This is a genomic window from Amycolatopsis roodepoortensis (genome assembly GCF_024628825.1).
In the GTDB taxonomy this organism is placed as follows: Bacteria; Actinomycetota; Actinomycetes; order Mycobacteriales; family Pseudonocardiaceae; genus Amycolatopsis; species Amycolatopsis roodepoortensis.
Genome location: NZ_CP102415.1, coordinates 8,747,578 through 8,762,324, shown reverse-complemented (window position 1 = coordinate 8,762,324; position 14,747 = coordinate 8,747,578). Strand labels below are relative to the sequence as shown.

Sequence of the window (14,747 nt, the reverse complement as noted above, 5' to 3'; positions counted from 1 at the left end):
GTGCCTGTGACCCTCGGTCACACCTTTGACGCTGACCGGCGGGCGGGCCAGTATCTGGCGACTGATTACCGATGGGTAATGTGTCTCACCAGGAGGACCGTTGCGTCGAGCGTTGAGCCTGATCTTCTTGGCACTAGGGGTGTTCGCCATCGCCGGCGCGGTGCTGCTGCCGACCTACGTCAAACCCGAACTCGCCAAGGTGCCGCTGAACCAGGAATCGACGTCGATCCTCGAAGGCACCGCGTCCAAGGTGCTCGCGGTGAAGACCGTGGACGGCAAGACCGTCACGGAGATCCGCGACGACGCCAAGCTGAAGGCGACCGCGCGCGTGGTGGCGAACTTCGCGCCACCGGAGATGCGGGAGGGCACGGACGTCGCGGTGTGGCTGATGGCCGTCTCGGTCGTCGACACCAGCGACCAGACCGTGGTCAGCGCGAGCAAACGCCAGGTCTGCTTCGACCGCCGCACCGCCGAAGGCTACGTCCCGCCGGGCGGCGACCAGGAGGCGAAGTGCTCGGCCAACAGCAGCTTCGTCACCAAACTCAAGGAGAAGCCCGCGAAAGAGGGCGAGAAGCCCGAGGAGGTCCAGGAGTACAAGCCGCAACCCGGCCTGAACTTCAAGTTCCCCTTCGGCACCGAACAGAAGGACTACCAGGTCTACGACGACAACACCGGCCGCGCCGTCCAGGCCCGGTTCAAGGGTGTCGAGGAGATCAAGGGCGTCGAGGTCTACAAGTTCGTCCAGGAGATCCCCGCCACGAAGATCTCGACGAAGAAGGTGCCCGGCTCGCTCATCGGCGCCACCGGCGACTCCGTCGAGGCAGGCCAGTTCTACCAGGGCACCATCACGAGCTGGATCGAGCCGGTGACGGGCATCCAGGTCAAGCAGGAACAGCAGTCGCACCAGGAACTGCGGTCGGCCGCGAATCCCACGCCCACGGTGGTCTTCGACGGCAAGCTCGCCTTCACCGACGCGACCGTCGAAGCGATGGTCAAGCAGGTGGACGAGAACAAGGGCAAGCTGGACTTCATCGGCAGCACCGGGCCGATCGTGCTCGGGGTCGGCGGCGCCGCCTTCCTCGCACTCGGCGTCTTCCTTCTGGTGAAGCGGCGCCCCACCCCCTCCCGTCACTGACGCTTGCGCAACACCATCACGAGGTTCCACGACGCGACTTCCCGGATACCGGGGACAGATGCGATCCACTGGGCCCAGGAGGGGTGGTAGCGCGGGTAGACCTCCCGCAGATCGGCGTACGGCGCGGCCTTCCCCCACCGGATGGCCGCGCCGGCCGAAAAGGCGAAAAGACTTTCCCCGAATTTGTTCTTCGGCTCCTTGCCGTTCTTTTCGAGATAACGCCGCCGGGCGTAGTGACCGCCGAGAAAATGCCACGGCGCCGTCTCGTGGCCGCCCCACGGCGAATACCAGGGTGTGAACGAGGCGAAAATCGTGCCGCCGGGTTTGGTCACCCGGCACATCTCGGCCAGCATGACCTCGGGTTCGGAAACGTGTTCGAGGACGTTCGACGAATAGCAGACGTCCACCGACGCGGTACGCACCGGCAGTTTCGTCCCGCTGCCGCGGACCATGTTCTCCCCGGCCTCTCCGCGCGCCGTCAGCTCTCCGACGTCGGGATCTATGCCAAGATACGTGGCGCCGGCGGCGCGGAACGCGTCGGAGAAATAGCCCGGCCCGCCACCGACGTCGACGATGGTCCGTCCGTTCAACGGAGTGTGCTGCGCCAATTGGCGGACCGAGTCGCCGGCGAGCACCGAGTAGAAACCGTCCGGATCCGTCTGTTCGGTGAGAAAAGCCCGGAACAACGTCACCGATCTGCGCAAAGTGGCGCGATGAGGCATCGTTGCTGGAGTCACCGACCGATTACCGACCATCGAACCATCGCTTTCCGAGAATGATTCATCTACCGTGTACGCACCGGTAACCTAGCATTGTCGCTAACAGGTTGGGAGAACCACGATGGAAAGGCCACGTGTGCTGCTCGTCAACTGGCGCGACACCGAGCATCCGGAGGGCGGCGGCTCCGAGCGGTACGTCGAGCGGATGGCCGAAGGGCTCGCCAAGGCCGGATACCGGGTCGAGATCCAGTGCGCGGCGTACCCGGGCGCGAACGCGGGAGAATGGCGCGACGGTGTCCACTATCGCCGCCGTGGCAACAAGTTCGGCGTGTACCTCCACGCGCTCCGGGCGATCCGGAAGGCGCACGCCGACCTCGTCGTCGACGTCCAGAACGGGATGCCGTTCTTCGCCAGGCTCGTCGCGGGCTGCCCGGTTCTCGTACTGGTGCACCACGTCCACAAGGAACAATGGATCAGCGCGCTCGGCGAGACACTGGGCCGGATCGGCTGGTGGATCGAGTCGAGGCTGGCGCCGTGGCTGTTCCGGCACTGCCGCTACGCCACGGTTTCCGAGATCACCAAGGGCGAACTGGCCGGGCTCGGCGTCGAAGGCTCGCGGATCACCGTGGTACCCAACGGCCTGGACACTCCCCCGCGCGGCAAGTCCGTCCGCGAACCCGAGCCGACGCTGGTCGCGGTCAGCAGGCTGGTGCCGCACAAGCGGATCGAGCACGCGATCGACGTCGTCGCGGAGCTGAGCCGGCGCTGGCCGACGCTTCGGCTCGAAATCGTGGGCCAAGGTCCGTGGGAAGAGGTCCTGCGCAAGCACGCCCGTGACCGGGGTGTAGAAGACCGCGTCCGGCTGCACGGCTGGGTCGACGAGCACGAGAAGCACGAGATCCTGGAACGGTCCTGGCTGCACCTGTGCCCGTCGGTCAAGGAAGGCTGGGGAATCGTCATTATGGAGGCCGCCGCGCACGGCGTCCCCTCGGTGGCGTACCGGGCGGCGGGCGGGGTGGCCGAGTCCATTGTGGAGGGCAAGACCGGGCTGCTGGCCGACGACTTCGCCGATTTCACCGCGCAGGTCGAGGGGCTGCTCGCCGACCGCGCACGGCGGGACGAGATGGGCAAGGCAGGCATCACCTGGGCGGGTCTGTTCGACTGGGAACACAGCGTGAACCGCTTCGAATCACTCGTGCGTGACGTGGCCGGGGTGGCCATCCCCCCTCCCAGGGTCCTGACTCCTCAAGGCTTCCACGAGCCCGTCGGCCAGGTCGGCCGTGGCGGCGTCGTCGAAGTCCTTGCGGCGTGCGCGCACGGTGACAGTGCTCGTCTCGCCGACGGTCACCGCGCCGAACGCCACGCCTGAGCGGCCGCTGGCGGCGGGATAGAACGCGATCGAGGTGACCGCGTCCGCCGCCGAAACGACGCCGAGGTTGGAAACAAGGTAGGTCGAACCGAGCCTGCTCGCCAGCAGCCGGGTGCCCAGCCGGGCGATTCTGCTGCTGCGGGCGGGGAAATCGGGTTCCGGCGGCTGGGCGGCCAGCAGCGCGCCCACTTCGGCGACCGTGGGTTTCCCACCGAGCCGCAACCGGAAGAACGCGCTGTCGTGCAAGGGTTCCGGCGCGGCTCCGCTGCGCCATGACGCGCCGACCGCGGCGACCACCCTGACGGCTTCCTCGCCGTGCCGGGCGTTCCACGTCTCGGTCAAGTTGGCGGCTGCCGCCGCGAAGGCCGAGGAACCGAACCGCGAGCGAGGGAGAATCCTCGCACTGAACACGTCCCCTGGGCGACTTTCGGCCCGCTCCGGGGTAATCCTCGCCGGAGGCGCGAAAAGCGCTTCAGCGAGGCGCTGGAAGGCGGACACGAGAAACGATCGATCGGCCGTGCGGGCGCCGATTCCCTTGGCGGCGGACGAGATCGGGACGTCGAGGGCCAGCCCGAGGACGGCGAGCAGGCCGAGGCCGTCGAGGGCGCCGTGATGCGCGGCGATCAGCACGACGGGCTCGTCGGCGCCGACCGCGACCCGGAGCAACGGCGCGCCACGCTCGTACGAGGTCTCGGCGAAACGATCGCGGATCGCCGGAAGTTCTTCGCCGGGCACGGCCAAGACCTCGGGAGCGGCGCCGAGCCACGGCCGTTCCTCGACCGCGACCGCCAGCCGCATCCGCGCCTTTTCCGGCGTCAGCAACGAAGACAGTCTCGCTTCCAGGAGGATGCTCCAGGAAACGGTGGGGTCGCCGTAGAGCCCGACGACCCGGCCGGCGTGGTCGTAAGCGAGCTCGGACACCGGCTCAGCGGTTGCCGTAAATGACGTGCTCGGGGCTCGAGTTCGGGTTGAACTGCTCCTTGATCTTCGCCTGCACCTGGGGTGCGGCGTCCGGATCCGCGGTGGTCGTCAGCGCGTAACTCCCGCCCGCGGCCGTCGCGAGCCCGATGATGACGGCGGCTGCCGCGCCGATGAGGGTGCCCAAGACCTACTCCTTCCGAGACAGGGAATTCCTGCGTCGGCTCAATGTACGCACCGGTAACTTGAGGCACAACAGGGCGACCGCGATCGACACCAGCGCTACTCCGTTTGCCAGCACCACGGGGATCGGTGATCGCGTCCCCGTCACCGCGGGCTCACCGGGAGTGCGGTAAAGCGTGAGCCAGTCACCGGACCACACCGGTTGCGCGCCGGTCAGCAACCGCGGGTCGACCCGCCCCGGGGTCCCGTGTTCGACCAGGATCCAGCCGATTCCCGCCGCCGCCAGGTCTGCCGGCGACTTCGCGGCGCGGACACGGTCCATTCTGGAATCCTCGCCCGCGATCTCCTCACCGCCGACGCGCAATGTGTCGTCGGCGAGGACGGTCTCGGGCAGCGCTCGCGGCGCCGGGTCCAGCTGTGTCCGATGGTCGTTCCAGGCGAAACTCCGGAAGGTGGACAGCGGCAGCGCGACGACGTCACCGGGCCGGTCGTCTTCCGCCAGCACGCGGTGCACTTCGCTCCAGTCCGCCGGGTAGCGCACCGCTTCGAGTCTTCCCCAGCCGCCCCAGGCGAGATCGGGCATGGCGAGCAAGGGAAAGAGCGCGGCGGCCGCGGCGAGCGCCCTGCGCGACGCACCGGCCCGCAGGCGCGCGGCGGTGGCTTCGACCGCCAGCGCGAACCCGAGCGCCACCGGGAGCGCCCACCAGGCCACCCATTTCTGCGCGTCCCGCAGCAGACCCGCGCCGGGAACGTGTCCCATCGCCCAGGAGAGCACGGGCTCGCCGAACGGCAGTGTCGCCAGCGCGGCGAGCACGACACCGAGAACTCCCAGCAGCAGCAACGCTCTCGCCGGCGGTGTCCCCCACTTTCGCGCGAGGGGGCGGAGCCCGGCCAGCGCCACGGCGACCGTGACGAGGATCAGCACCGGGGCCATCGGCGCGCCCCTGCTGCCGGGGACGACGTCGCCGTTCCAGATCCCGCCGAGCCCGAGCACGCTCAGGATGGCCGGGCCCCAGCTTTCCGCGCGGGCGCTGAAGGCGGCCACCCCGGCGGGATCGGACAGCGTGCCGCCGTCGTGCAGGAACGTCGGGACGAGCCACGGCAGGTTGAGCACGACGGCGAGACCGAGCGTGTGGCCGAGTTTCCGTGGTCCGGCCAGTGCGATCGCGGTGAGCGCGGCCAGGACACCACTGGGTGGCGTGAGCACCGCGGGGGCACAGGCGAGCACCAGCCCCGCGAGCGCCCTCGGTTCGTTCCGGCGCAGGGAAAGCGCGGCGCGCGCGATCCACGGGAGGCAGGCGTAGGTCAGCAGGAGCGGCCAATGCCCGATGAACAACCGCTCCGCGAAATAGGCCGTCCACGCGTATCCGGTGGCCGCGACGATCCGCGTACCCAGTTGCTCCGTCGGCACCAGCCGCCCTGCGCCGTATGCCGCAAGGAACAGCGAGAGCAGCAGGACGATTTTCTGGACGATGTCACCGGGAACCACGGCTGTCGCGAGCGCGATCACGGCGTCGGCGGGAACCGATCGCGGGAGGGCGGAACCGAGCCCGAGCGCCTCCGGGATCAGCGACTGACGCTGGGCGAACACCATGTCGTAACTCAGGACGAAGCCGCGTCCGAGCACGGGCAGGAACACCAGCGTCGCCAGCGCGGCCGACACCGCGGCCAGTACGAGACGTTCACGCCGTGCGTCCAACTGCTCTTCCCTTTCCGCCGCGATCACGGTTATGGTCGCGGAGATTACTCGCCGGTAATGGGAGCTCCGTTGAGCGTAGACGTCGAGGTCGAAGCGACCAGGACCGACAAGCGTGTCGCGGCGATCCTCGTTTCCCTCGTGCTGGCGGCCAACAACGCCGGCGCCTACGTGCTGAGCATCGTCGCCGCCCGGTTGCTCGCGCCGAGCGCGTTCGGTGAGCTGAGCTCGCTGCTGGCGGTGCTGGTGATCGGCGTCGTCCCCGCGATGGGGCTGCAAACCGTGGTCGCGCTGCGGGTGGCCCGCAAACCGCAGGACAGCGGGGCCCTCCTCGCGCTCGGCCTCACCACGAGCGCCGTCGTCGCGACCATCGGACTGCTCCTGGCGCCGGTGCTCGTCTTCGTGCTGCACCTGGATTCCGTGGTGCCCGCACTCCTGCTCGCCGTCACGCTCGGCCCGCTGACGCTGCTCGGCCTCTTCCACGGCCTCCTCCAGGGCAGCGGCCGCTTCACCCGGCTGGCCGGGCTCATGGCGCTCGAAGGCGCGGGCAAGGTCGGCGGCTCGCTGATCGGCCTGCTGATCGGCGGCAACGCCACCGGGGCGCTGGCCGGGACCGCGATCGGCTCGTACCTGGTGATCTTCTGCGGCTGGATCCTCTGTGGACGGCAACGCCCACGGAAGGCGGGCTGGCGCGCGGGCGAAGTCCTGCACGCGGCGCAGGCGATGCTGGCGCTGGTCCTGCTGGTGAACCTCGATCTGGTGCTGGCGCGCCACACCCTCCCCGCGACCGAGGCCGGCGAATACGCGCTCGGCGCGATCGTCACGAAGATCGCCTACTGGCTCCCCCAGGCCGTCGGTGTCCTGGTGCTCCCGCGTTTCGCGAACGGCGACGACCGGCGCCGTATCCTGCCCGTCGCCTTGGCCGTCTGCGCCGCTCTCGACGCCTTCGTCCTTTTCGTGTCCCTCGTTTTCGGGTCGCGCTTGCTGTCGTTCATCGGTGGCTCCGGATACGCCGCCAGCACCATGCCGGTCTGGCCGTTCGCCCTCGCCGGCTCGATGCTCGCGCTGGTGCAGATCCTGCTGTTCTCGCGCCTCGCCGCCGGTGACCGGCGGGTGACCTTGCTGATGTGGACGACCGTGGTGGCGGAGACGGTGCTGGTGACCACCTGGCTGCACTCTTCGGCTGTCCAGGTGGTGACCGTCGCCGCTTGCTGTGCCGGGGGTTTGGCTCTGTCCGGCGCCGTCTTGGAGTGGCGGTCGCGTCGCGCTTGACCGGAACTGTGTGGATTTCTGGTCATCCAACGCACCAAAATCCACACAGTCGCGCGTGAAAGGTCCGGTCACGAAGCCGAGGCGCCGGGTTCTGTCGGTGGTCGGCTCCATGCTGATCCGGTGCGTAGAGGAGAGTGGGCGCGCCACCCATTGATCATCGATGGTCCACCGGTGATCGCGGCGAAACGACTCGAGACCATCGGAGTATCGCGGAGCACGATCTCGCGACGCTGCGCGCCCGGCGGGACCTGGCGGATGCTCCTCCCCGGCGTCGTGCTGCTCCAGAACGGCGAACCGACGGACGAGCAGAAGATCCACGCCGCACTGCTGCATTGCGGCCCCGGCTCGCTACTGACCGGTGTGCGTGCCTTGCAGCGATACGGGCTGCGCTGCCTTCCGGAGACCCAGGAGGTCCACATCCTCGTTCCCGCGGAACGCTCGGTCACGAACTGCGGCTTCGTCCGCGTCGAACGGACACGGCGCCTCCCGAAATCCAGACCGCGAGGCGGCGTCCCGACCGTTCCTGTCCCCCGCGCGGTGATCGACGCGGCGCGAAGGACACCGGACAGGGACGCGATCACGGCGATGATGGCCGAGTCCGTCCAGCGAGGTTTCTGCCTCCCGCGTGCTCTCTCCGACGAGCTCGACGAAGGCCGAACAGGCAAAGCACTCCTGCGTTGCGCACTGACCCCGATCCTGGGCGGCGCACGGTCGGTCGCCGAAGCCGATGCCTGGCGGCTCTGGCAGCGATCGGATCTCCCCGAGTTCCGCTGGAACGTCAAGATCTTCGCCGCGGACGGCACCTACATCGCGCAGCCGGACGGCTGGTGCGACGAACTGGGCTTCGCCTGGGAAATCGATTCCCTCGGGCACCACGCGGGAGAGGCAGGCTTTCGGGAAACCCTCGCCCGCAACGCCCGCTATGCCGCGGCCGGGATCGTCGTTCTCCAGACGCTGCCGTCCCGGCTGCGTTCGGAACCCGGCAGGGTCATGGCCGAGCTCCGGGCGGCACTGGACAGCGCACGCCTACGACCGCGGCCCGGCGTCCGTCTCGGGTGAGCGTCCAGCGAACCAAGGCACACACGTCGCCACCATCGCCGCCGCCGCCAGCAGCAGCGAAGCCTGCGTCACCGGACCATAGGCCCACTCCTGCCCGTGCCCCAGCAGCCGCCCCACCACCGCGACGAGCGTCCCCACGACCATGCCGCCGAAAGCGAGGTACCGCGGCGCGCGTTCGCTGAACTGGCGGGCCAGCAGGACGGCGATCAGCAGCACGATCGGCAGCATTCCGCCCAGGACGGCCAGCAGCCCGATGAGCACCACCGGAACCACCCGCCCGGAGCCCGCCTCGACCGGAACACGTCGTCGCCGGACCGGCCACAGAGCGCCGATCAGCACCAGCAGGATCGCGACCGCCCCGATCAGCAGACCCGACCGGTACTTCCAGTCCGGGGTGAACTCCAGCTGCACGACGCCACCGGAGCCGGCGGGCAGGATCCACGCCTGCTGCCAGCCGTCGACGCGCGTCTTCGCCAGCGGAGTCCCGTTCAGCGAAGCGGTCCAGCCCGCGTTCGCGTTCTCCGGAACGGCCAGAATGGACTCGTCGCCGCCCGCCACGGTGACCGAGCGGGACGTCGCGTCCCAGGTGTCCACGGTGACGGCACGGTGTCCGGCGACCCCAGAAGCCTGCCCGATAGGCTTCAGCCACAGGTCTTGGACCACAAAGGACTCGGATCGCTCCGTTCGCAGTTCGTGCCCGCCCGCCGCCAGGTCGACGCCGCCCGCCGAATCGGGGCACGCGGAGAGCGTCAGCGGCCGGTGCGCGACGAAGTCGGCGAGGGTGCCGCGCACGGACGTGTCGTAGTCGAAGCCGTCCAGGCGGACGTTCGGACCCGATCCGCAGGGCAGCGTGAATTCCGCGGCCGGGGCGGGAAGTTCGGCCCCGGTCAGGGAAAGGTTCCCGATGCCCAGCGAATGCCGTGTCCGCTGGTCGTCGTCGAGACCGGCGAACGCGATCTTCAGCTGCGAGGTCTCCAACGGCGGGAACGTCGCCGCGCCGGACGAGTCGAGTTCGACGGAGCGGCTCGACGTCGGGGTGGTCAGTTCCAGCCGTGCGGGCGCGCCCGTGTCGGCGGCGACGCGGATCCCCGAGATCGTCTGGGGTTTCGCCCAGTCCAGGGTCAGCGTCGGCCGGAGATCGGTGACGTCGGGCAGCCAGGTGGTGGCGGGATTCCCGTCCACCGCGGCGAATCCGCTCGCCGACGGATCCCCGCCCAGTTGCGAAGTCGCCGACACCTGCATGCCCGGCAAGTTCACCGGGAACCGGCCGCCACCGGCGGGCAGCACGGTACCGCCGAACTCGTAGGCACTCGGCGACGTCGTCGAGAACAGCCGCCGGATCCCGTCCGGCTCTTCACCGTCGCGGCCCGCGTTAGCATCGCAGCGGACGCGCCCTTCATCGGGCACGCACGCGTAGCGCGGTTGCGCGCCCCGGGTGAACGCGAAGCCCGGCGCCGCGCCAGGGCCGAGGTCGGCGGGGACTTCGAGCGCGCGTTGCGGGTCGACGCCGGGGATCTTCAGTTCCGAGATCCCGACGTTGCCGTCCTGCCTGCCGACCACGAGCGACAGCAACGTGATCCGCACCTTGCGCGTCACCCCCGCGGGCGCCGGGTAGGTGTGCGCCCCCGCGCCCCGGACGACCTGGTGATCGACGGAACCGTTGTCCGTGGTGATCCGGATCCGGGTCGGCGGCCAGCCGACGCGGATGTCGTCGACCATCGCGAGATCGACCGAGTTCACCAGCCTCGGCGTATCGAGTTCGACTTCGAGCCATTCGCCGATCGGACCGGTGAAACTCGACGAATGCCAGGCGGTGCGCGGATCGCCGTCCAGTGCGGCGAACGGCTGGTGGCTCGGATCAGAACCGCCGAACGCGTCCGCGAACGACGCCGCCGTCGACGCGTCGACCGAACGGATCCCCCGGTACGCGGCCACGGTCTGGTGCTGCTCGCCGGGAAACGGCAAGACGTCCAGCGCGGCTCGTTGCTGTCGCGCGGATTCTCCCGCCGTCAGCGTCTGGCTCAGGTTGTCCCGCACGCCGCCGACGTTGCGCTCGGCACGGCGTAGCCCATCGGTGACCAGCCTCGGCCCGGCAGGCGAACCGCCGTCACCGGTCAGCACCGTCGGCGTGCCGGGGTCGAGCTGCCCGGAGTTCATCAGCGGCAGCAGGTTCTCCGGACCGCCGCTCACCGTCGGGACGTCCTTCGCGGACGTCGCGGTGACGAGCGGTACCGGCCGTTTCACCTCGTAGACCTCCAGTGGCCCGAACTGGGCCGACTTCTCGATCCCCGGCGACCCCGCCAGCCCGGCGCGCAACGTCGTGAAATCGGGCGCGCCGACCTTGGCGCGGTCGATGTCGCCGCGCAGCACCAGGAACCGGTAACCCGATCGCGCGAGCAGCGCCGCGAGCCCGGGGTCCCCTCGGCCGTCGGCCAAGGCCGCGTCGATCGAGTCCATCAGGCGGGTGTTGCCCTCCGAACCCAGCGGGACCTGGTTGCGCACCGCCCACGGACTGTCCGCGATGGCCTGCGCCGGTTCGTCCACCGTGCGGCCCCAGTCGTACTCACCGAACCCGGTCGCCGGCAGCAGCAGCGTGCGCGCCGTCGCGTCGGCCTTGGCGACGTGCCCCATCGCGTCGTACCAATACCCCGGCACCTCATCCCAGCCCGGCCCGGGCCGCAACGTCAGCAGCCACACCGGCGCGGCCATCGCCACCACCAGTAAGGCGCCCAGCGCGGGACGCAGGTTTCGCCGCAGCGCGGGCGCGGCGCTCGAGATGCCGTGCACGAACGCCAGCATCAACGGCAGCCGCAGCACCGGTTCGAATTTGTGGACGTTCCGCAGCGGCGCGAGCGGTCCGTCGAGCAGATGCCGCACCGGTTCCGCCAGCGGGCTGTCGAGCGTCCCGACATAGCCGACGGTCAGCAGCGTCAGCCCGGTCAGGACGCCGAGCACCAGGAAACGCCGTTCCGGCAGGCCGCGCCGCGCGAGGCCGAGCAGCCCCACCGCGGCCACCAGCCCGGTGGCCGTCATGAGCACGGGATTGTCGATCAGCGCCCAGCCCGACGGCCACCACGGCGTGCCCTGCACGACGTAGGCGACCCACTGGTTCGTGCCGCGCAGCACCTCGAACAACGACATCGGCGCCGTGGTGTTGGTCGCGGATTCGATGTAGTCGAGGAACGGCAGGCTGTACTGGCCGAGCAGCACCAGCGGCAGGAACCACCACAGCACCACGCCGACGACGAAGACGAACCACCAGATGACCAGCGCGACGTGTGTGCTCCGCCATTTCCGGGTCAGCAGCCACAACCCCGGGAGCACCAGCGCCATCACGACCATCGCGCCGTTGATCCCGCCCATGCACAGCACGGCGAGCGCGGACAACCCGGCGGCACGGCGCGGCGAGCCGATGCGATCGGCGAGGATCAGCGGCAGCAGCACCCACGGCAACAGGACGGCGGGCAGCATTTCCGAGGACAGCGAACCGATTTCGGTGACCATCCTCGGCGCCAGGGCGTAACCGACTGCTCCGATCAGCCGAGTACGTTCGTTCCCTATTTTCAGCGCGCGGGCCACCAGGAGGGCGCCACCGAAGGCGACCGAGAGCAGTATCGCGCACCACAACCGCTGCGCGATCCACACCGGGATCCCGGCCGCCTGGCACAGCGCGAAGAACGGTCCCATCGGGAACAGGTAGCCGTACGCCTGGTTCTGCAGCTCCCCCGCCGTCGCCTGGGGATTCCACAGGTGCAGCGCCCGGCCGAGGAAGGCGAGCGGATCCACGGCCAGATCGAGTTTCGTGTCGAACGTCGTCCTGCCGGGACGCTGCACAAAGGACAGCACGGTGAGCGCCAGCACGATCCACGTGCTCGGCCGTTTCACAAGCGCCCCGGGGGTTACCATCCGGTAGATACTAGGCGGAAACGTGGCTACTATGCGCCCTATGACAGACGGTTTCGAAGATGCGTGGTCGCTCGCCGAACCCGTCAAGGGCTGGATGACACGGGACCAGGGCCTGTCCTTGTGGAACGCGGCCCGCCGGTTGGACAAGGGCGACCTCATCGTCGAAATCGGCAGTCACCAGGGCCGTTCGACGATCGTGCTCGCCAGTGCCGCCCGCACGGTCGGCGCGCGGGTGGTCGCCGTCGACCCGTTCGTCGACGGCCGTCTGTTCGGCGGATCGCCGACACGCCAACGGTTCGAGGCGAACTTGCGGAAGGCGGGCGTCGAGGACGTCGTGGAACTCGTGGCGGAGTACAGCACGAAGCTCCGCCCGGGCTGGGATCGCCCGATCCAGCTGCTCTACATCGACGGCAAACACGACTACTGGACCTACACCGACGACCTGCGCTGGTCGGCCAACCTGACCGACGGCAGAGAAATCCTGGTCCACGACTGTTTTTCGTCGATCGGCGTCACCCTCGGCACGATCGCGAAAGTCCTCTTCGGACGGCGTTACACCTATCTCGACCGCGCGACGTCGCTGGCGCGGTTCCGGCTCTCCCCACCGTCGTTCAAGGACAGACTGCGCGTCCTCGCCCAGCTGCCGTGGTTCCTGCGCAACGTCGGGATCAAGATCCTGCTGCGGCTCCGGCTGGCGCCCGTCGCGAGGATCTTCGGCCACGACAGTCCGTACGACCCCTACTGAGTGAGCGGCTTGCCGACGTCGACCTTCGCGAGACAGACGGGAGCACCCTTCGCGGACAGCTGAAAGCCGATCTTGTCGAAAAGTCCCTCGATCGGCAGGTACATCGTGTGCAGGCCGGGCTGGAACCACACGGGCACGCGGGTGCCGTCGCGGTCCACGAACCCTTCGCCGCCGTCCGAGGTGAAGTAGTCGATCCGCAGCAGGTAACGGCCGAGAACGGGCGTGTCCAACGGAACGCGGACCAGTTGTTCACCGACGGTGTACCCGCAGCCCGCCACCGGGCCGGGCACGCCGCGGGAAACCGGCTCCACCCCGGTGATCGTCCGCGCGGTGCCCGAATCGTCCAAAAGGGACATCCGGCTCGTCGGCTGGTCGAACTGGAAACCCGGGATCAGGCCGACCACCCTGGACGTGCGGGCGTTTTCCCCGAACCACCCGTGCAGGACGTCGTTCGGCACCGCCGTGTCGAACAGCACGAGATCGGGGTCCCGTTCGATCGAGGCACGCGCATTGGCGACGAATTCCCGGGAGTGGTCGAATCGCAGCCCGGGCGCCAGCCGGGAGAATCCCACGGCGGAGCTCACGAGCAAGGCAAGGCACAACGCCAGGGCGATCGGCCGTTTCGCCGTGGACGCCAAGGCATCCGAAGGCCGGTCGAGAGGTTTGGGCTCGAGAAAGGCGAAAGCCAGACACAGCGCGGCGACGAACGCCAGGTCGGCGACGTAGCGGGGATCGCTGCCCAGTTCCGGGCCGACCTCGGTGAGCCGGGTGGCCGCCGACAGCCCGATGTCCGCCACGAACACCAGCCCCAGCAGCAGCCACGCCTTCCTGGCCCGGAGCCCGCCCACGCGGATCCCGGCGACCAGCACCGCGACGGCCAGGAGCAGCAGCGGAATCCGCACCGCCACGGGGGAAGCGGCGAACGTCGCACCGGGACCGGGGCCCGACCAAGGTCCGCCCACGAGTCCGGGGATCAAGGTGTCACCGAGCATCCGTCCCGTCATGTCCGCGACCGTGCCGACGGTGACCGCGCCGCCGCCTTGCCCGACCTGGCTCGTGGTCAACGCCAGGAAGACGACGGCGTAGCCCGCGAGGACGGCGGCGAGGACACCCATGAGCACGAGGTGCCGGCGCAAGGAAATCCCGAGCAGCACGGTGATCCCGGCGATCAGCACCGGGATGAACACGGCCTTCTCGTAGAAGGCCAGCCCGTACACCGTCCAGGCCACGGTGGCGATCGCCCAGCGCCCGCCGTCGGCGAGATACCGCACGTGTGCGTGGAGCGCGGCGGTGGCGGCCAGCAGCACGGGCGCGATCTGGATGGCGTACGCCCACCACAACGTCGGGACGAGCAGCAAGGTCGACGTCGTGAACATGGTGAACGGGACGAGAATCCCCCACCGGCGGCCGAAACAGCGCACCAGCACCGCCCACAGCAGCACGGAGGACACCGCCTGCATCACCAAAACCGGAGCCATCAGCACGGCGAAGTTCAGCGGTGCCCACGCGGTCAGCACGTCGGCGAGCAGGAACCCGCCCGGTGCGAGATGGCCGTGGTAGTCCTGGAAGAAGTAGCCGAAGTCCAACGGGCCCGACTTCGCGGCGTGATACGTGATGACGAAATCGTCCTGCGCGAGGCTGCCGCGCAGCGCGGCCCACGCGTGCAGGACGAACGGGATCGCGCCGGCGGCCAACGCGGCGAGCGTGACCGGCGAAGGTCTTTTCCCCCGGAGGAGCACGGATCG

The 14,747-nt window shown here is 69.2% G+C and carries 10 protein-coding genes; 5 read left to right on the top strand and 5 right to left on the bottom strand.

Translation table 11 applies throughout. The annotated features are described in order from the left end of the window. Nucleotides 1-112: 112 nt before the first annotated feature. Nucleotides 113-1,135 carry a cell envelope lipid trafficking protein PgfA gene (gene pgfA, locus NQK81_RS42065; RefSeq protein ID WP_257485938.1) on the top strand — a complete coding sequence of 341 codons (1,023 nt, stop codon included), beginning with the start codon at nt 113-115 and terminating at the stop codon, nt 1,133-1,135. On the opposite strand, the gene NQK81_RS42060 is transcribed toward pgfA, so the two are convergent. After that, on the bottom strand, nt 1,129-1,827 hold the full coding sequence (locus NQK81_RS42060) for a class I SAM-dependent methyltransferase (protein WP_257489950.1): 699 nt from the start codon (nt 1,825-1,827) through the stop codon (nt 1,129-1,131). The two genes, pgfA and NQK81_RS42060, sit on opposite strands and share 7 nt — an antisense overlap. Nucleotides 1,828-1,990: 163 nt before the next feature. Here NQK81_RS42060 and NQK81_RS42055 point away from each other — a divergent pair, with 163 nt between their 5' ends. After that, entirely contained in the window at nt 1,991-3,223 is a 1,233-nt protein-coding gene (locus NQK81_RS42055; RefSeq protein WP_306856072.1) for a glycosyltransferase family 4 protein, read from the top strand. A 925-nt stretch (nt 3,224-4,148) separates the two neighbouring features. Here NQK81_RS42055 and NQK81_RS42050 read toward each other — a convergent pair. Together NQK81_RS42050 and NQK81_RS42045 are read right to left on the bottom strand one after the other, a co-directional pair. Further along, nucleotides 4,149-4,328, bottom strand: coding sequence for a DUF2613 domain-containing protein (locus tag NQK81_RS42050; RefSeq protein WP_126736791.1), 180 nt, complete (start codon nt 4,326-4,328; stop codon nt 4,149-4,151). Nucleotides 4,329-4,331: 3 nt separating this feature from the next. Beyond that, the gene (locus NQK81_RS42045) at nt 4,332-6,023 is read right to left on the bottom strand and encodes an MmpA family trehalose lipid delivery protein (RefSeq protein ID WP_257485936.1); all 1,692 of its coding nucleotides are present in this window, start codon (nt 6,021-6,023) and stop codon (nt 4,332-4,334) included. Nucleotides 6,024-6,092: 69 nt separating this feature from the next. On the opposite strand from NQK81_RS42045, the gene NQK81_RS42040 reads away from it, so the two are divergent. Further along, nucleotides 6,093-7,292 carry a lipopolysaccharide biosynthesis protein gene (locus NQK81_RS42040; protein ID WP_257485935.1) on the top strand — a complete coding sequence of 400 codons (1,200 nt, stop codon included), beginning with the start codon at nt 6,093-6,095 and terminating at the stop codon, nt 7,290-7,292. 120 nt (nt 7,293-7,412) lie between these two features. Next, nucleotides 7,413-8,351, top strand: coding sequence for a hypothetical protein (locus tag NQK81_RS42035; protein WP_257485934.1), 939 nt, complete (start codon nt 7,413-7,415; stop codon nt 8,349-8,351). Here NQK81_RS42035 and NQK81_RS42030 read toward each other — a convergent pair. Further along, nucleotides 8,319-12,257 (bottom strand): alpha-(1->3)-arabinofuranosyltransferase, encoded by a 3,939-nt coding sequence (locus tag NQK81_RS42030; protein WP_257485933.1) that lies wholly within the window; start codon nt 12,255-12,257, stop codon nt 8,319-8,321. The genes NQK81_RS42035 and NQK81_RS42030 overlap by 33 nt on opposite strands. Nucleotides 12,258-12,297: 40 nt before the next feature. On the opposite strand from NQK81_RS42030, the gene NQK81_RS42025 reads away from it, so the two are divergent. Next, nucleotides 12,298-13,002, top strand: coding sequence for a class I SAM-dependent methyltransferase (locus tag NQK81_RS42025; RefSeq protein ID WP_126736786.1), 705 nt, complete (start codon nt 12,298-12,300; stop codon nt 13,000-13,002). On the opposite strand, the gene NQK81_RS42020 is transcribed toward NQK81_RS42025, so the two are convergent. After that, nucleotides 12,996-14,741 (bottom strand): hypothetical protein, encoded by a 1,746-nt coding sequence (locus tag NQK81_RS42020; RefSeq protein ID WP_257485932.1) that lies wholly within the window; start codon nt 14,739-14,741, stop codon nt 12,996-12,998. The two genes, NQK81_RS42025 and NQK81_RS42020, sit on opposite strands and share 7 nt — an antisense overlap. Between the last annotated feature and the right edge of the window lie 6 nt (nt 14,742-14,747).